Source organism: Mycobacterium sp., assembly GCF_049280035.1.
Classification (GTDB): domain Bacteria; phylum Actinomycetota; class Actinomycetes; order Mycobacteriales; family Mycobacteriaceae; genus Mycobacterium.
Genome location: NZ_JBAPPI010000066.1, coordinates 1 through 16,079 on the forward strand (window position 1 = coordinate 1; position 16,079 = coordinate 16,079).

Annotated in this window: 18 protein-coding genes; 10 read left to right on the plus strand and 8 right to left on the minus strand. The window is 64.0% G+C overall.

The window, feature by feature from the left end; translation table 11 throughout:
- The 3 genes from WAN71_RS02225 to WAN71_RS02235 all read right to left on the minus strand — a co-directional run.
- Positions 1-197: carboxymuconolactone decarboxylase family protein (locus WAN71_RS02225; protein WP_422223763.1), on the minus strand; the 197-nt coding region annotated here is incomplete at its 3' end.
- Positions 194-1,012 (minus strand): SDR family oxidoreductase, encoded by an 819-nt coding sequence (locus tag WAN71_RS02230; RefSeq protein ID WP_422223764.1) that lies wholly within the window; start codon positions 1,010-1,012, stop codon positions 194-196. The genes WAN71_RS02225 and WAN71_RS02230, both read right to left, overlap by 4 nt.
- 13 nt (positions 1,013-1,025) lie before the next feature.
- Positions 1,026-1,712: a TetR/AcrR family transcriptional regulator gene (locus WAN71_RS02235; protein ID WP_422223765.1), complete on the minus strand. Its 687-nt coding sequence runs from the start codon at positions 1,710-1,712 to the stop codon at positions 1,026-1,028.
- A gap of 166 nt (positions 1,713-1,878) precedes the next feature.
- Between WAN71_RS02235 and WAN71_RS02240 the strand changes: the two genes are divergently transcribed.
- Entirely contained in the window at positions 1,879-3,363 is a 1,485-nt protein-coding gene (locus WAN71_RS02240) for an MFS transporter (RefSeq protein WP_422223766.1), read from the plus strand.
- A gap of 111 nt (positions 3,364-3,474) precedes the next feature.
- Positions 3,475-3,825 carry a DUF732 domain-containing protein gene (locus tag WAN71_RS02245; protein ID WP_422223767.1) on the plus strand — a complete coding sequence of 117 codons (351 nt, stop codon included), beginning with the start codon at positions 3,475-3,477 and terminating at the stop codon, positions 3,823-3,825.
- Positions 3,826-3,834: 9 nt separating this feature from the next.
- On the opposite strand, the gene WAN71_RS02250 is transcribed toward WAN71_RS02245, so the two are convergent.
- On the minus strand, positions 3,835-3,999 hold the full coding sequence (locus tag WAN71_RS02250) for a hypothetical protein (protein WP_422223768.1): 165 nt from the start codon (positions 3,997-3,999) through the stop codon (positions 3,835-3,837).
- A 567-nt stretch (positions 4,000-4,566) separates the two neighbouring features.
- Here WAN71_RS02250 and WAN71_RS02255 point away from each other — a divergent pair.
- Positions 4,567-5,544, plus strand: a complete 978-nt coding sequence (locus tag WAN71_RS02255; RefSeq protein ID WP_422223769.1) for a Gfo/Idh/MocA family protein — start codon at positions 4,567-4,569, stop codon at positions 5,542-5,544.
- Between the two features lie 4 nt (positions 5,545-5,548).
- Here WAN71_RS02255 and WAN71_RS02260 read toward each other — a convergent pair whose 3' ends face one another.
- Positions 5,549-6,400 carry an SDR family NAD(P)-dependent oxidoreductase gene (locus WAN71_RS02260; protein WP_422223770.1) on the minus strand — a complete coding sequence of 284 codons (852 nt, stop codon included), beginning with the start codon at positions 6,398-6,400 and terminating at the stop codon, positions 5,549-5,551.
- Positions 6,401-6,535: 135 nt separating this feature from the next.
- On the opposite strand from WAN71_RS02260, the gene WAN71_RS02265 reads away from it, so the two are divergent.
- The gene (locus WAN71_RS02265) at positions 6,536-7,342 is read left to right on the plus strand and encodes a GAP family protein (RefSeq protein ID WP_422223771.1); all 807 of its coding nucleotides are present in this window, start codon (positions 6,536-6,538) and stop codon (positions 7,340-7,342) included.
- Positions 7,343-7,353: 11 nt separating this feature from the next.
- Here the strand turns inward: WAN71_RS02265 and WAN71_RS02270 are convergent, their stop codons facing one another.
- Complete coding sequence (locus tag WAN71_RS02270) at positions 7,354-7,980, minus strand: PASTA domain-containing protein (protein WP_422223772.1); 627 nt, start codon at positions 7,978-7,980, stop codon at positions 7,354-7,356.
- Between the two features lie 75 nt (positions 7,981-8,055).
- On the opposite strand from WAN71_RS02270, the gene WAN71_RS02275 reads away from it, so the two are divergent.
- The 4 genes from WAN71_RS02275 to WAN71_RS02290 are packed head-to-tail and all read left to right on the plus strand — an operon-like array spanning position 8,056 to position 12,588.
- Positions 8,056-9,690: a class I adenylate-forming enzyme family protein gene (locus WAN71_RS02275; protein ID WP_422223773.1), complete on the plus strand. Its 1,635-nt coding sequence runs from the start codon at positions 8,056-8,058 to the stop codon at positions 9,688-9,690.
- Entirely contained in the window at positions 9,677-10,450 is a 774-nt protein-coding gene (locus tag WAN71_RS02280) for a class II aldolase/adducin family protein (RefSeq protein WP_422223774.1), read from the plus strand. Before WAN71_RS02275 ends, WAN71_RS02280 begins: the two co-directional genes overlap by 14 nt.
- Positions 10,451-10,465: 15 nt before the next feature.
- Positions 10,466-11,734, plus strand: a complete 1,269-nt coding sequence (locus tag WAN71_RS02285) for an amidohydrolase family protein (RefSeq protein WP_422223775.1) — start codon at positions 10,466-10,468, stop codon at positions 11,732-11,734.
- 53 nt (positions 11,735-11,787) lie between these two features.
- Positions 11,788-12,588: an MOSC domain-containing protein gene (locus WAN71_RS02290; protein ID WP_422223780.1), complete on the plus strand. Its 801-nt coding sequence runs from the start codon at positions 11,788-11,790 to the stop codon at positions 12,586-12,588.
- A gap of 7 nt (positions 12,589-12,595) precedes the next feature.
- Here WAN71_RS02290 and WAN71_RS02295 read toward each other — a convergent pair whose 3' ends face one another.
- The gene (locus tag WAN71_RS02295) at positions 12,596-13,585 is read right to left on the minus strand and encodes an LLM class flavin-dependent oxidoreductase (protein ID WP_422223776.1); all 990 of its coding nucleotides are present in this window, start codon (positions 13,583-13,585) and stop codon (positions 12,596-12,598) included.
- A 48-nt stretch (positions 13,586-13,633) separates the two neighbouring features.
- Here WAN71_RS02295 and WAN71_RS02300 point away from each other — a divergent pair, with 48 nt between their 5' ends.
- Both WAN71_RS02300 and WAN71_RS02305 read left to right on the plus strand, forming a co-directional pair.
- Positions 13,634-14,398 carry an SDR family NAD(P)-dependent oxidoreductase gene (locus tag WAN71_RS02300; RefSeq protein WP_422223777.1) on the plus strand — a complete coding sequence of 255 codons (765 nt, stop codon included), beginning with the start codon at positions 13,634-13,636 and terminating at the stop codon, positions 14,396-14,398.
- A 13-nt stretch (positions 14,399-14,411) separates the two neighbouring features.
- Positions 14,412-15,239, plus strand: coding sequence for a sugar phosphate isomerase/epimerase family protein (locus tag WAN71_RS02305; RefSeq protein WP_422223778.1), 828 nt, complete (start codon positions 14,412-14,414; stop codon positions 15,237-15,239).
- Between the two features lies 1 nt (position 15,240).
- Here the strand turns inward: WAN71_RS02305 and WAN71_RS02310 are convergent.
- Positions 15,241-16,079 (minus strand): response regulator transcription factor (locus tag WAN71_RS02310; RefSeq protein ID WP_422223779.1); only part of this gene is annotated, 839 nt, incomplete at its 5' end.

Consider the following 16,079-nt stretch of genomic DNA (forward strand, 5'->3'; position numbering starts at 1 on the left):
GCGCCGAGCGTGACAAGGCTACGGGAACGGCGGTCCAGCCCCGGCCGGGTCCACAGGCTACCGAAGACGTGGTCGAAGCTCAGGTCAGCGAGTTCGTCGGCGAACCCGCCGTCGCGCAGGCTTGTCAGGTCGTCGGGGATGAGCCCGGGCATCAGTTCCTTGAAAACGTTGACGCCGGCTGTGCGGGCTTCGGTCATCGGTCTTGGCCTTTCGGTGCGGGTTCACGGGAGATTTGGTAATCGAGGTAGGCATCCCAGTTGTCGACGCGCCGACGCAGCTCGTCGACGACCTGGGGATGGGTCGGTACGAAAAAGCGGTTGTGCAGAATCGCATCGGCCACCAGGTCACCGACTGGCGCCGGGTCGAGCAGCTCGAATTGATCACCGGGGGTGCGCATGGCCGCGCCGGCGCCGAACTTCGGCATAGACGAGGCAATGTTGGTCAGCACTGGTCCCGGGCACAGCAGCGTGACGCCGATATTTCTGGGACGCAGATAAAGTGCCAGACCCTCGCTGATCTGGACGATGGCGGCCTTGGTCGCCGCATAGGGCAGCCGATCGTAGGAGTAGGTGAACAGCCCGGCGAACGAGGCGGTGTTGACCACGTGTCCGCTGCCCTGGTCGAGGAGCAGCGGCAAGAACACGGCGTTGCTGCGCACTACCGACATCAGGTTGATGCTCAGGATGCGTTGCCATTCGACGACCGGAATGTCCTGCGGTAGACCGTTGGTCAGCACGCCGACGTTGTTGACCACGATGTCGACGTGGCCGAATCGCTCCAGTGCCGTGTCGCGGACATCGTCGAAGGCATCAGCTTCGGAGATGTCGGCGGGGCAGGCCACAGCGATTACCCCCTGGGCCGAGAGCTCCGTCGCCAGCGTGCTGATACCGATGGCGTCGATGTCGACGGCAACAATGTGGGTGCCGCGTTCGGCGAGGGAGTGGGCAATCGCGCGGCCGATGCCGCTGGCCGCTCCGGTGACAACGGCGACCTTGTCCTCAAGTGTGTTCATTGGCGCACGGCATTCAGGAATTCGTGGAGACAGATTGGGTTGTTCTCACGTTCAGGCTCCGCAGCGTGGCCGCCGACGCCGGGGCAGCCAGATAGCCGACCAATCCATCGAAAAGGTCGTTGACATGCAGCGCATAGTTGCGCTGCGGTGCGCCAAAGTGAAGTGCTCGCTGACGGTCGGCCGAGGCATGCAGGCACAGGTTTGTAACGGTCGCTATCCTCTGGGCCCGAAGCGCATTGGGCAGATGCGGCAACAGGCTTCCGGCGGTCCGTAGAAACTTCCGATGCGAGTTCCGCAACGGTGCCGAGACATGAAAGAACGGATGGTTCGCGCTGCGTCCGTACCGCTGCAATTGCTCGATGAACATCAGATAGTGGTTGTCGGCACTCTCGGCCATATCCACCGTGGGCAGCAGGTGTGCTTCCAGAACTGATCGCAGATCATCGAGATCGCTACGGGCGGCAAGCAATTCGCGACGTCGGATGATGTGCGGCAGCCGGTACTCGATGATTGCCGTTACCAGAGCGCTTTTGGAGCCGAAGTGGTAGCGGACCGCGGAATTGTTCGAAGTACCGGACTCCGTCGCGATCTGGCGCAGCGAGACACCGTCGAGGCCGTGCGTTGCGAAGAGTCTTTCGCCGACTTCGATCAGCCGGTCGATCGTCGACCCCCGCGGCTCAGGGGATGATTTTTGTGCCACGTCAGAAGAACATCATTGCAAGAGAATTATGTCAACTGCCTTAATTTCTAAGAATGACGCCTTACCTCGATGGCCAGCGTGCGGACTCGCGTCCAACGAGTGGTCTCATTGAGGCTTGCGATACGCAGTAGTGGGTAAACCTCGGGTCGACCCAGAACGGAGCAGCATGAGTGGAAGCGTCCAGACCGGGACTATCACGACGCATGTGCCGGCACGGCTGGACCGACTGCCCTGGGCGCGGTTTCACTGGCGCGTCGTCATCGGGCTTGGCGGTGTGTGGATTCTCGACGGGCTCGAGGTCACGATGGTCGGCAACGTGTCGTCTCGGCTTACCGAGAAGGGCAGTGGCATCGAACTTGACCCCGCCCAGATCGGCGTGGCAGCGGCGATCTACATCGCGGGGGCCTGCCTAGGCGCATTGTTCTTCGGTCACCTGACCGACCGCTTCGGACGACGCAATCTGTTCATGCTGACCCTCGCGGTATATCTGGTCGCGACCGTTGCCACCGCATTCGCTTTTGCCCCATGGTATTTCTTCGTCGCACGCTTCTTCACCGGCTCCGGGATCGGGGGCGAATACGCCGCCATCAACTCGGCGATCGATGAGTTGATCCCCGCGCGGGTGCGGGGTCGCGTGGACCTGGTGATCAACGGGACATACTGGCTCGGTTCGGCCGCGGGAGCGGCCGGCGCGCTGGTGGTTCTGAACACGTCGAACTTCCCGGCCAACATCGGATGGCGGCTGGCCTTCGGCGTGGGAGCAATCTTCGGTATTTTCGTCCTTCTGGTCCGGCGCAATGTGCCCGAAAGTCCACGCTGGTTGTTCATTCACGGGCGAGAGCAGGAAGCCGAACACGTCGTCGCCGCGATAGAAGACGAAATTCAGCACGATACCGGCCAGCCGCTGCCGGAGCCGCAAGGGCGCCCGCTCAAAGTCCGTCAGCGTGAGACTATTTCATTCCGAGAGATCGCCCGGGTGGCGTTCAAGCTCTATCCGCGCCGCGCCGTCCTGGGCTTGGCGCTGTTCATCGGACAAGCGTTTCTCTACAACGGCGTGACGTTCAATCTCGGCACGCTGTTGAGCGAGTTCTACGGCGTCGCATCCGGCACGGTGCCGCTGTTCTACATCCTGTGGGCGCTCAGCAATTTCGTCGGACCCCTGGTCCTTGGGCCGCTGTTCGACACCGTCGGCCGCAAACCGATGATTTCGTTGTCCTATATCGGTTCGGCCGTCGTGGCCGTGGTGCTCGCCGTGGTGTTCGTGACCCAGGCTGGCGGCGTCTGGGCCTTCATCATCGTGCTCGCGGTGACCTTCTTCTTAGCCTCAGCCGGCGCCAGTGCCGCTTATTTGACCGTCAGCGAGATCTTCCCGATGGAGACCAGGGCGCTGGCGATCGCGTTCTTCTACGCCGTCGGCACCGCGATCGGCGGTATCAGCGGTCCGCTGCTCTTCGGTCAGCTGATCAATTCGGGTCAACGCGGCCTGGTGGTCTGGTCGTTCCTGATCGGAGCGGTCGTAATGGCCATTTCGGGCCTCGTTGAACTCTGGCTCGGTGTCGCGGCCGAGCAACGCCCGCTGGAAGAACTGGCGTTGCCGTTGACAGTCGCCGACGCCGAGCACGAGGAAGAGCCGGGGGACACCGCGGGATAGGCGTGTCGTGGGCCAACATCAACGTTAACGCCGTCTGAACACTTGTCGCATGTGGCCTTGGCGTTGGATGGGGGATGCGCCGTGGACTCGACTTTGGAACACTCGGGAACTATGAGACGTCTGCTGATTCTGACAAGCGTCGCCGCCATGATCGGTCTGGCTGCGCCGGCATACGCCGACCCCCCGTCCGATGCCGACGCCGACTTCATTTCCCAACTCAAAGCCGCCGGGCTTACCGATCAGGACCCGGCCGCCGCGATCGCGGTTGCCAAGGACGTGTGCTCGTTAGTCGACAAGGGCACGCCGGACACGGAAATCGAGAGCAACCTTGTGTCGCGCAATCCGGGCTTAACGGCGCACGGCGCCGCCGAGTTCATGACACTCGCGGCCGGCGAGTACTGCCCGAAATACCTGACCGGCAAGGGGCGGCCCCCGAAACCGCCAGGTGCTCAAGGCAACTAGGGCTAGCGGCTAAACCCTGCTGCGGACCACCTCGTCGGCGGCCGCCCGCATTCGCTCGGAGAGTCGAAGCAGATCGTGCTCGCCGATCCCGTTCTGGAGTGTGTACGCAAGTTGCCGTAACTCGAGAGCGGAGTTGCGCAGTTCGTCAAGGAGACGCGCCTCAATGGTGAGCATGACCTTCTTCCTCAGCTAAGACGGGCCAAAGCCCGTCAATCCAACTTAAAAAATGTACCCAGTCCAGCGGCTGGTCCGGGAGATAGTTCGGGCCATTGTTACGGGACTTTGACATGCCGTTTACACCCTCGAGCAAGCTCGAGAAGTCGACTTAGCCTCGCAGGCGTCGGCCCGTCGAACCAGACTGCAGTTCTCACCCAACGCGGGCCCATATGTCACGGCACCGCAATGACATCGCCACGTTGAGTGACGTCCGCAGGAGCATGCAGTGCTACCGACGAGCATCCGTTCTGGCCGCATCAGATGACCGCGGGGACAGCGCAGGGGTGGCGAGGCCGCCGAGCGACTCGACGGGAACTGCACCAGCTCACCGACCGCAGTCATGGGCCGACGGTAGGCGTCTACCCTGCGTGCGAGATTAATAATTCGGGTGAGCTTGCTGAGAAAGGAAGATTTAAACCCATTGCCTACGCTGATGACGGGATTTGTTCAATTCGACTTAATTCGGTATTCGCTGGGCTGCGCCTTGTCATCCCAAAACTCTGCGCCGCCAAGTAGCCTGATCCCGTGCAAATCGGCGTACTGGGTGCAGCTCGTATCGCGCCGCCGGCGCTCATCAAACCGGCCAAGGCAAACGCCGACGTCGTAGTCGCCGCCGTCGCGGCGCGCGACGTTTCGCGTGCGCAGGCATTTGCCGCCAAACACGACATCGCCCGGGTGCACGACAGCTATGACGCTTTGCTCGCCGACCCCAATCTCGACGCCATCTACAACCCGCTACCGAATGGCTTGCACGGCAAGTGGACCCGAGCCGCGCTGGCTTCCGGTAAGCATGTGCTGTGCGAAAAGCCGTTCACCGCAAACGCCGCGGAAGCTCGTGAGATCGCTGAGCTGGCCGCACAGTCGGACCGAGTCGTGATGGAGGCGTTTCACTACCGCTACCATCCGATGGCTTTGCGAATCGAGGAGATCATCGCCTCGGGCGAACTGGGCAAGCTCAAGCGGGTGGAGGCGGCCCTGTGCTTCCCGCTACCGAAGTTCTCCGACATCCGCTACAACTATTCGCTCGCCGGCGGCGCGACCATGGACGCTGGGTGCTATGCGGTCCACATGGTCCGCACGTTCGGCGGTTCAACCCCGGAAGTCGTTTCAGCGCAGGCGAAATTGCGCGATCCGCAGATCGACCGGGCCATGACGGCAGAGGTGCGGTTCGCCGAGGGGCACACCGGCCGGATCCGTTGCTCGATGTGGTCGTCGCATCTGCTGGAGTTCAGCGCTCACGTGGTTGGCGACCAGGGCGAGCTCCGCGCACTAAATCCGGTAATGCCGCAGGTTTACCATCGGCTCTCAGTTCGATCAGCTGCCGGTAAACGTGTCGAGCGTTTTTCGCGCCGCGCCTCCTACGCGTATCAGCTCGACGCCTTCGCCGCCGCTGTGTTGCGCGGCGAACCGGTCAAGACCACGCCCGAAGACGCGATCGAGAACATGACCGTTATCGACGCGATCTATCGTGCCGCCGGGCTGCCGCTGCGCGAGCCGAGCTGATCGGTCACGGTGCGACGGGGCGGTTAGTCCACTCCCGGTCGGGCCGGCGTGACGATCGAAACCATCCACCCGCTGCGCCGGTGCCGCCGTCGGTCGGGATGGTGTGGCCGGTGACGAAGGCCGACAGGTCAGACGCCAAAAACAGGATCACCCGGGCCTGGTCCTCGGGCAACCCCATCCGTCCGACCGGAACCCATTGCGGCCACTGCAGCTGTTCTTCAGCGGTCAGCCACTGCGAGTAGGGCACCTGCAGTGATTCGGTGACATCGGGGCCGATCGCGTTGACACGTACGCCGTCGCGGCCGACCTGCACCGCGAGGCTGCGGGTGAAGTGGATGACGGCAGCTTTGAAAGCGGCGTAGACCGGGTCCTCCGGGTAGCCGCGCAGCCCTTCGACGGACGAGACGTTGACGATCGCGCCAGCATGTTGGTCGATCATCGCCGGCAGGAAGGCGTGCGTGACGAGGAAAACGTGGTGCAGGTTGATTCGGTAGAGCTCGTCCCACAGCTGGGAGTCGGTGTCGACGAAGTTGCCTGGGTGGCGCAGCCAGTGGCCCACGTTGTTCACCAGAACATCCACTTGGCCGTAACGCTCGAGTACTGATTGCGCCAGCGCGGCGACCTGGTCGGCGTCACGGACGTCGGTGACGACTGCCAGAGCGCACCCGCCCGATGCGGTGATCTCGTCAGCGGTCTGCTGAGCATGTTCGGCGTCGATATCGGCGATGACCACTCGGGCGCCATGTTGTGCGAACAGCCGCGCGGTCGCCGCGCCGATACCGCCACCGCCGCCGGTCACCACCGCAACCCGGTCGGCCAGCAGTGCTCCAGCAATCGCTGCGTCGTCGATGCTCATATCAGGGGTTCCTCGGGGTGGGGAGCGTCAATTCTTTTGGCATATTCAAAGTAATTAATGCAGCATTGCGGATCTAGTTCTGGCGCAGCCAGGTTCGATACCGGTCATGACAAGCGGGAAGGTAGGTTTGCGGCCATGTGGAGTTCGCTGCTGGTGCTGGCGCTTCCCATAGCGCTCGACCCGGTGCGTCTCGGCCTCAATCTCCTCCTCGTTTCCAGACCACGGCCCGCTCAGAACTTGCTTATGTACTGGGTCGGTTGCGCGCTAGTCGGCTTTTTCTTATTGCTGATCCCGATTTTGGTGCTGCATTTCACGCCGACGTTTTCTTCGTTCGTGCACGACTTGGCCAACCCGACCACGGCCACCAGTTCCACCGTCCGCACCGTCGAAATCGTCGTGGGTGTGCTCGTTTTATTCATCGCCGCTTTCTTGGCGGTGCGCTATTTGGCGCGTCAGCGAGCCCAGCTGCCGAAACCGGGCGCCAGCACGTCGACCTTGGTCGCGGACTCGGATGCGCCGAACCCGATCTCACGGCTGCTGGGCCGCGGCAAGGATGCGGCGGGCGAGGGCGGATCCGGCTCTGCAAGCCGTCGTCTGCTCAGCCGCGCGAACGCCGCATGGGAAAGCGAGTCTTCCTGGGTAGCGTTGGCGATCGGCTTCTGGGCCGGGCCTAACCCAGCCATGGTTGTATTCGGCCTCACCACCATCCTGACCTCGGGAGCCGCGCTTGGCGTGCAGACCAGCGCCGCCATCGTTTTCATCGTCGAGACGCTTGCGGTTGTCGAGATCGTTCTGCTTGGCAATCTGGTCGCGCCTGCCAAAACGGAAGCGTTGTTGCGACGGCTACACGACTGGGCACGGTTCTATCGGCGGCAGATCCTGGTCGTCATGCTGGCATTGGTTGGGCTCGCGCTGATGGCTCAGGGCATGGGCATCATCTGAGCTGCGGCACATTAGCTGATGGCCTGGTCGGGTTCGGGCAGCATCTCGCGAGCCGATCGAGGCCTGGGGCGCGGACGCCGCGGCTCACGGACTCCGGCGTCGCCGTCACCCCGAAGCCACAGCCGGACTACCGATCCGGCCCTCACCTTTGCGCCGGACTCCGGGCTCTGGTCGGTGACGACCCAACCGGGGCTTCCGGGGTCGGTCGGGGTGTCCGGGTGGGCGTTGATTGCCACGAGTCCCTTTCCCGCCAGCACATCGCGGGCTTCGATCCATTCCAGCCCGACTAGGTTGGGCACGAGCACTTTCGATGCCCGACGCTGCTCTTGGGCGCGCATCGCCACCAGGTGCACGGCCTCGTCGTCCAAAACTGTCGACGGGGCGTCGTCGAGATCGCGCCACCGCTCCCAGGCGGATTGCCGCGTGACGCCTAACTGGGTAGCGATTTCAGCCCAGGGTTTGCCGTGCAGTCGGGCGGCCCGAACGGCGGCTAATTCGGCTTGGTCGAGCATGCGGCGCACAACACCGATGTCGGAGAGGGAGGCCAGCCCGTCGTCCTCGGCACCTGGGCGTCCGCTGTTGACCGCAAGCCGCCGCCACGCTTGTCGCGCCTGCTCCCACGCGTCCGCAACGCTCATGCAGTCAGGCTACCCTGACACGGTAACCATCGAAACGCTGCTGGCAACTAGGACCCTTCGCCCTATCATCGGGTGATGGGCGCCGGTGGGCTGGATACCGTGGGCTCGCCGGCATTCACCGACGAGGAGTCGGCGCGGTATCGCGCCGCCGGCTGGTGGTCGGATTGGACGTTGTCCGACGCGGTGCGCCGCAACGCTCAACAGTCACCGGACCGTTGCGCCTATGCCGACGATCCCGGCACAGCTCTCACGTGGCGTGAATTCGACTGTTCGGCAGACGCTCTGGCTGGCCAGCTAGCCGGTGTCGGTGTGGAACGAGGCGATCGGATTGCGGTGTGGCATGGCGACTCCGCCGCCATCCACGTGTTGTTTGTTGCGATCGAACGTTGCGGCGCCGTCGTCGTCGGCATCGGGGCACGCGCCGGCACCCGGGAGGTCGCGGCGATACTGCACAGTTCGCGACCGAAGCTGCTGATCAGCGATCAGCAGCGCAGTGCTGCCGCGATGCAGGCCGTCAGACGTGTGGCCGCTGAATTTCCTGTCCCGTCACTCGTCTTGGCTCACGATGCCGACCTACCGCGGCTTAGCACCGACGCGGAACGTAGGGCGGTTGAGGTCGAATCCCAACTCGGCCCCGACGACGTCTTCCTGATCAACTCCACGTCCGGGACTACGGGCCTGCCCAAGTGCGTCGTGCACACCCAGAACCGTTGGTACTACTTTCACCAGAAGGCGGTCGCCAACGGGCAACTGACGTCGGACGACATCTTCTTGCCCGTTATCCCCACGCCCTTCGGCTTCGGGCTTTGGACCAGCCATACCACGCCGATCTACCTGGGTGCCACCGCGGTGATCTTGGAGCGGTTCACCGCCAGCGCAACGTGGGCGGCGATAGCCCGACACAAGGTCAGCGTATTGTGCTGTGTCAGTACACAACTGACGATGCTAATGGCCGATCGCGCTTGCCGGGATTACGACTTGAGCTCATTGCGCGTCGTTTTCACCGGTGGCGAGGCACTGCCGTACCGGCCGGCTGCCGAGTTCGAGGAGCTCACCGGCGCAAAGATCCTGCAGTTCTACGGCTCCAATGAAACCGGTCTGCTCAGTGGGACGACCGTGCACGACTCGCTGCAACGAAGACTCCGCACGGGTGGCCGCATCGTTCCTGAAATGTCGGTCCGGCTCTTCGACGGCGACGACGACGTCACCAAGACCGGCCGGGGCCAGCCCGCGTGCCGGGGTCCCGCGACCAGCCTCGGCTACCTCGGCGGTACCGACCACGATCAATTGTTCACCCGCGACGGGTGGATGCGGATGGGCGACATCTGCGAGATCGACGCGGAAGGCTATCTGCGCGTCACCGGCCGCACATCCGATTTCATCCTGCGCGGCGGCAAGAACATCAGCGCAGCGCAGGTCGAGGATGCCGCCATGACACACCCCGCGATCGCGGTGTCGGCAGCGGTCGCCATGCCCGACCCGGTGTTCGGTGAGAAGGTTTGCCTCTACGCCGAACTCGCTGACTTGGCGACCATCGACCTGCCCGAACTCGTTGAGTATCTGTTGGCGCAGGGCATATCCAAAGAGCTGCTGCCCGAGCGACTCATTGTGGTCGATGAACTACCCCGATCATCCGGTGGAAAAATCGCCAAAGGCCGGCTCCGTGAAGATATTCGAGCCAAGATGGAGGCCAATCATGAACGCGCGTGACGCACGGCGAGGTGGACTGGAGGTGTGGGCGCCCTCGGTGGTGCCCCCGATCGGCGTCGAGCTATCACACGAGCAGGCGCTCGCCGTGGCCTTTCGGCACCTGGCCGCCATCGGTTTCGCCGAGAACATGGCCGGACACATCACCTGGCAGCCCGACGGACACACCGACATGTTGGTCAACCCGTGGGGACTGTGGTGGCAGGAGTTGACCGCATCCGATATCTGCCTGGTGGATAGCGAAGCCCGCGTGGTCCGCGGCCGTTGGGATGTCACGCCGGCGATCCATATCCATACCGAACTGCACCGCGTCCGGGACGACGCGCGGGTGGTCATTCACAACCATCCGTATTACGTATGCGTACTCGCCGCGCTGGGCAGGCTGCCCGAGCTGGTTCAGCAGACCGGCTCGCTATTCCTGGACGATTTGTGTCTGGTCGGTACATATGACGGGGAGATCGACAGCCCTTCCCGCGCAGCCGATCTGGCGGCCCGCATCGGCGGGGCTAACTTGACCATTTTGGCCAACCACGGCGTTATCGCGACAGGTCGCAACCTGCCCGAGGCTGTCTACCGCGCCGCGTCGATCGAGCGGGTATGCAAGCTGGCCTACGACGTCATGCTCACCGGCAAGGAGCCGGTGACGATGAACTGGTCGGACATGGCGGGCATGCAGCGGTCGCTGATCGAACGCGCCGCCGATGTCTACTGGGCAGGGGCAGCGCGAATGACGATCAAAGCCGATCCCGCCGTGCTGAGCTGACTGGACTGCAAACAAATGAAATCGATCGACGAGCTGGCCGCCAACCCGAAGTTCACCACCGCCAAGACCGGGGAAGATCGCTCTGTCACCTTTCTGCCGGACCCGCCACGGGCGCATCGCCGTTACACGGTGATCTCGGTCGACGATCACATTGTCGAACCTCCGGACACGTTCACTGGACGTCTGCCGGGCAGATTCGCTGACCGAGCACCCAGGGTTGTGGACACCGGAGACGGCGGGCAGACATGGGTTTACGACGATCAGGAACTGCCCAATGTCGGGTTCAACGCGGTGGTCGGCCGACCGGTGTCGGAGTACGGGTTCGAGCCGGTGCGGTTCGATGAAATGCGGCGCGGCGCATGGGATATTCACGACCGCATCAAAGACATGGACCTGAACGGCATCTACGCCTCACTCAACTTTCCGTCGTTTCTGCCAGGGTTCGCCGGCCAGCGGCTGCAGCAGGTGACCGACGATCGCGATCTGGCGTTGGCCTCCGTGCGCGCATGGAATGACTGGCACCACGAGGTTTGGGCGGGTTCATACCCCGGTCGGATCATTCCCTGTCAGTTGCCCTGGCTGCTGGATCCGGAGCTCGGCGCCAAGATGATCCTTGAGAACGCCGAGCGCGGCTTTCACGCCGTCACGTTCAGCGAGAACCCGGCGATGCTCGGATTGCCGAGTATCCATTCCGGCCACTGGGATCCGATGATGGCAGCGTGCGCCGAAACCGAGACCGTGGTGAACCTTCACATCGGATCTTCGGGTTCGTCGCCGTCCACCACCGAAGACGCGCCACCGGATGTGCAGGGAGTGCTGTTCTTCGCCTATGCCATTTCGGCAGCGGTCGACTGGTTGTACTCCGGGCTGCCCAGCAAGTTCCCCGATCTGAAGATTTGTCTGTCCGAAGGTGGCATCGGCTGGGTCGCGGGGCTGCTGGATCGCCTCGATCACATGCTCAGCTACCACGCGATGTATGGAACCTGGGCTTCGTTGGGTGAGAGCCTCACTCCTGCAGAGGTTTTTACACGCAACTTCTGGTTCTGCGCGGTGGAGGACAAGTCGTCGTTCGTACAGCACGACCGGATCGGTGTAGACAACATCATGTTGGAAGCTGATTACCCGCACTGCGACTCCACCTGGCCGCACACCCAAGAAACGATCCACGAACAAATCGCCGATCTTCCACAGGACGTGATCCGCAAGATCACCTGGCAGAACGCCTCGCGGCTGTATCGCCATCCGGTGCCGCTCGAAGTCCAGCAGGATCCAGAGGTGTTTTAGTGACACCGAGAACCGTGACTACCCCCGGTCGCCATCACGAAGGCCCGGTGCAGATGCGTGTGGAGAGTCTGCGCCGCTACCCGGTGAAGTCGATGCTCGGCGAGGTCGTGCCGTCGATGTTCATCGACGAGCGCGGCGCGTCGGGGGACCGGCGGCTAGCTCTTGTTGACTCGGAGACCCACCGGATAGCCAGCGCCAAGCAGCCGCGGTTGTGGCGCAAGCTTTTACAGTTCACCGCGAGCGGGGACACCGGCCGGGTATCCATACGGTTGCCCGATGGAGGAAGCATCGCAGCAGACGACCCCGGCATCGACGAAGTCCTCTCGGAGCTGGTGGGACGGTCAGTCAGCCTGGTCAGCAAGCGGCCGCGGGGCGCCACCCTGGAACGGCCGGACCCCGAGACGGTGCTAGAGCTGGGCGAAGATGCCGAAGTCGCGGGTCAGCTCCTCGAGATCGGCCATGCGACGCCCGGAGACTCGTTCACCGACCTCGCACCGCTGCATGCGATCACCACGACCACCGTGCAGCACATCGGCACCGAGGCGCTGCGTTACCGACCCAACGTGGTGATCGCCACCCCGCCCAGCTACTCGCCCTATGCGGAAAACGATTGGGTTGGCAGAGATCTGAGCATCGGCGAGACGCGGTTGCATGTTTTGAAGCCAACATCACGATGTGTGCTGCCCACGCTTGAGCATGGCGAGCTACAGCGGGCACCTCATGCGCTGCGCACACCGGCGGCCGAAAACCGTCTGCCATCACCGGGATCCGGCGCGGTGCCCTGCGCCGGGGTCTACCTGACAGTACTGGTCGAAGGCACCATTCACACCGGCGATCCGGTGATTCTGCAGTAGCGTAGAGCTATCCGCCGTCGTCGACACTCCGCAGCGCGGGCATCACCGCTTCGTCGACGTAACGCAGATACTTCCAAGCGATGTCGGGCGGGATGCCCCCGCACAACGGCGCAAGTGTGAGCATGCCACCGCCGCGAACATGCGCGATCGCTTCGTCGGCAGTGAAGATGCGATGAGTGCGCGACGTCGCCCGTAGCTCATCGACGTCGCTGACATCGGCGATACCCGTCGTCGTCTGATCGCCGGGATTCCAGTCGGCGTATGCGCGCGCGTCGTGCAGCAGGTGCGGTCCGATCTCGCGCCAGGCGAGGTCCACGTCGGGCGCGACGAAACACACGCTGGGCGTATCGCGATTGGGCAGCAGCGTCATCCCGGGCTGATGGCCGTGCTCACGACACGCGGTTTCGTAGGCCTCCTGCGAACCGGGAGCGTCGCCCTGGGCGAGGTAGCCAAGTCCGTACCGGCCGGCGCGTCGCGCGGCAGCCAAACTGCCTCCGCCCCACATGATTAGCGGACCCTGCGGCGAGGACGGCGAGGGTGTCACCTTGATTCGCCGACCCTCGTGTTCAACCGCCTCGCCGGCAAGGAGGCGACGCAGTAGACCGAGCTTTTCGTCGGCCATTCGTCCGCGCGCCCGCAGGTCCAGACCGAAATGCTGGTATTCCTCGGGCCGATACCCAAGCCCGAATACATAGCTGGCGCGTCCCTTGCTGAGGATGTCCAAGACGGCGATCTCTTCGGCAAGCCGAACGGGGTCGTAGAACGGCAGGATGACGATCAGCGTCAGCATCAACTGCTTGGTGCGCGCGGCGATCGCACTGGCAAGGATCAACGGCGTTGGCAGGTAGCCATCCGGCGAACCGTGGTGCTCGCACAGCACTGCCGCCAGGCAGCCCCGTGTTTCGGCCCACGCGCACATGTCGACCGCGGCCTCGTACAGCTCGGTCGGTGCCGCTCCGAAATCGGGTGCGCGCATGTCGAATCGCATCGAATACATGGGCCGTTACCTAACTTGGTTCTCTACGAACATATAGACTCCGCGGCCATGACCGTACCTCATTCATCGCTGGCTGGTCGGCGCATTCTGATCACCGGCGGCGCCACCGGTATCGGTGCCGCCGCGGTGCGGGTGCTACACGAGGCGGGGGCGCGTGTGGTCGCGACCTACCATCGCACCGCGCCCGCCGACGACATCGCCCCGGTGACCTGGCTGCAGTGCGATGTCCGCGACGCCGAGGCGGTCGACGCGGCGGTTGGTGGCGCGGTGCAGGAACTCGGCGGCCTGGATGTGCTGGTCAACGCCGCCGGCTTGTGGCAGGCGGGAGTGCCCGGACATATCAGCAGCGACGACATCGACTTCCTGTTGGCAACCAATGTCAAGGGAACAATTCTCACCAACCAGGCGGCACATGCGGTGATGCGCGGCAGCGGTGGCCAGATCATCAATTTTGGTTCCGCCGAGGCGGTTATGGGCAGCCCGATCGCCGCGGTGTACGCCGCTACCAAGGGAGCCGTTCAAGCCTGGACCCGGTCGGCAGCCAAGGCCTGGGGAGCAGACCGGGTCACCGTCAATGCGCTGGCGCCGGCCGTGCAAACTCGAGGCGCAGACCGGTTCCGGCATTTCCTGGGTCCGGATGCCGCGGCATTCATGGATCAGCAGATGAAGTTGTCCATTCCGCTCGGCGGCAAGCTCGGCGACCCGGCGAGCGACTTGGGGCCGGTGTTGGTCTTTCTCGCCGGCGAGGGCGCCGGGTTCATCACCGGGCAGCTGATCCCGGTGGACGGCGGCCTCGCCATGGTCGGCGGCTGAGCGGACCGGCCCGGTGGATCGCCTCGGTGTCGAGATGCTCTGCGTCTTTGGCATGCCGCCGGTCGAATACGTCCACCTTGTCGCCGATTTGGGTTGCCGCTTTATCACCACCGGTTTAGACGGCTTTGTGCTCAAACAGCTCGGCTATCAACCATTTTCGCTACGTAACGATCCTGGATTGCGTCGAGAGCTACTTGCGGCGATGGACGACCGCGGCATATCGATCTCATTGGGGGAGGGGCTGCTCATCGCGCCCGGGGTCGACGTTCGTTCGTATGCCGCCGATTTGGACATCATGGCCGAACTTCAGATCCCGCGGATCAACACCGTCAGCCTCGAGGCCGACCGGGCCCGCACGTTCGACGAGCTTGCCGTGCTCACCGACTTGGCCGCCGATCGAGGCATTGTGACGAGCGTCGAACCCGTTCCCGGCCTTGCTATCGCGGACTTGCCGACCGCCATGGCCGCCGTCGAACACGTAGGCCGAAAAGAGATCAGCCTGCTGATCGACACGATGCACGTGGCCCGCTCCGGCGCGGGTCCGGAAGATCTTCGATCGCTGCCCGCCGAGCGGATCGGTCACGTGCAGCTCTGTGACGTCCCGTTGCGGTCCACTAAGCAGTACCACTACGCGGAGGAGGCGACGTATCACCGAATGGCGCCCGGTGAAGGCGAGTTGCCGCTGGCCGAGATGCTCGCAGCCCTGCCAGGTGATTGCGTCGTCGGGTTGGAAGTGCCGATGCTCTCCCGCGCCGAGGTCGGCGTCAGCGCCTACGACCGATTACTGCCCTGCGTCGAGAGCGCGCGGGCGCTGCTGGCTCGCGCCGACGAAATCCGTTGAGTCAGTTGTGGCGGGCCGCTTCTTGGACGAGCTGGACGCGGGAGCTCAGGCCGAGTTTGGTGTAGACGTGGGTGAGGTGGGTTTGCACGGTGCGTGGTGAGACGAACAGCCGGGTGGCGATGTCTTTGTTGGCCAGTCCTTCGCTGACGAGCCGCACGACGTCGAGCTCGGTCGGGGTGAGTGCGGCCCAGCCGTTGGTTGGGCGTTTGCGTTGGCCGCGCCCGCGCTGCGCGTAGGCGATCGCCTCCTCGGTGGACAGGGCAGCGCCCTCCGCCCACGCGGAGTCAAAGCCGTTCTCACCCAGCGCATCTCGCAGCGCCGCCACCGAGGCTTGGTAGTCGGCGTCATAGATCTGGAAGCGCACCACGCCCATACGCTGCCGGATGCCGTATGCCGCGCCGAACAGCCGGGCCGCTTCGCGGTGACTGCCGGCATCGCCGGCCAGAGTGCCGAGGCACTCCAGGGTGTCGGAAATGCCCAAACAACCTTGCATGCCGGCGGCCATCGCGAGCGCGTCGTGGACGTCGCGCTCAGCCTGCTCCAGCTCACCCTGCGCGATCGCCACCCGAGCGCGCGTGCTCAGCGCCCACGTCAGCCACCAGCCGGTTGTTGTCGCGACGGCCTCGTCGGCCAAACGGCGGGCCGCGATCAGATCCCCGCCGGCCAGCGCGGCCTGCGCACTGAACACGCGCTGCACCGCCGCTCTCGCGGGCAGGACACTAAAGTGCTGCCCGGCCTTCTCGCTCGCGTCTTCGGCCGTCGCAGCATCGCCGGTGGCCAGGGCCGCGGTAGCCAACGCTGTGTAGGCGTTGCCCGCGGCAAGCCCGCCAAGCTCGGCGC

What these genes read in the sequence shown, in the direction of transcription:
- WAN71_RS02230 (WP_422223764.1), bottom strand. Translation starts at nt 1,012, where the DNA reads ATGAACACACTTGAGGACAAGGTCGCCGTTGTCACCGGAGCGGCCAGC.
- WAN71_RS02240 (WP_422223766.1), top strand. Translation starts at nt 1,879, where the DNA reads ATGAGTGGAAGCGTCCAGACCGGGACTATCACGACGCATGTGCCGGCA.
- WAN71_RS02245 (WP_422223767.1), top strand. Translation starts at nt 3,475, where the DNA reads ATGAGACGTCTGCTGATTCTGACAAGCGTCGCCGCCATGATCGGTCTG.
- WAN71_RS02250 (WP_422223768.1), bottom strand. Translation starts at nt 3,999, where the DNA reads ATGCTCACCATTGAGGCGCGTCTCCTTGACGAACTGCGCAACTCCGCT.
- WAN71_RS02260 (WP_422223770.1), bottom strand. Translation starts at nt 6,400, where the DNA reads ATGAGCATCGACGACGCAGCGATTGCTGGAGCACTGCTGGCCGACCGG.
- WAN71_RS02265 (WP_422223771.1), top strand. Translation starts at nt 6,536, where the DNA reads ATGTGGAGTTCGCTGCTGGTGCTGGCGCTTCCCATAGCGCTCGACCCG.
- WAN71_RS02270 (WP_422223772.1), bottom strand. Translation starts at nt 7,980, where the DNA reads ATGAGCGTTGCGGACGCGTGGGAGCAGGCGCGACAAGCGTGGCGGCGG.
- WAN71_RS02275 (WP_422223773.1), top strand. Translation starts at nt 8,056, where the DNA reads ATGGGCGCCGGTGGGCTGGATACCGTGGGCTCGCCGGCATTCACCGAC.
- WAN71_RS02280 (WP_422223774.1), top strand. Translation starts at nt 9,677, where the DNA reads ATGAACGCGCGTGACGCACGGCGAGGTGGACTGGAGGTGTGGGCGCCC.
- WAN71_RS02285 (WP_422223775.1), top strand. Translation starts at nt 10,466, where the DNA reads ATGAAATCGATCGACGAGCTGGCCGCCAACCCGAAGTTCACCACCGCC.
- WAN71_RS02290 (WP_422223780.1), top strand. Translation starts at nt 11,788, where the DNA reads ATGCGTGTGGAGAGTCTGCGCCGCTACCCGGTGAAGTCGATGCTCGGC.
- WAN71_RS02295 (WP_422223776.1), bottom strand. Translation starts at nt 13,585, where the DNA reads ATGTATTCGATGCGATTCGACATGCGCGCACCCGATTTCGGAGCGGCA.
- WAN71_RS02300 (WP_422223777.1), top strand. Translation starts at nt 13,634, where the DNA reads ATGACCGTACCTCATTCATCGCTGGCTGGTCGGCGCATTCTGATCACC.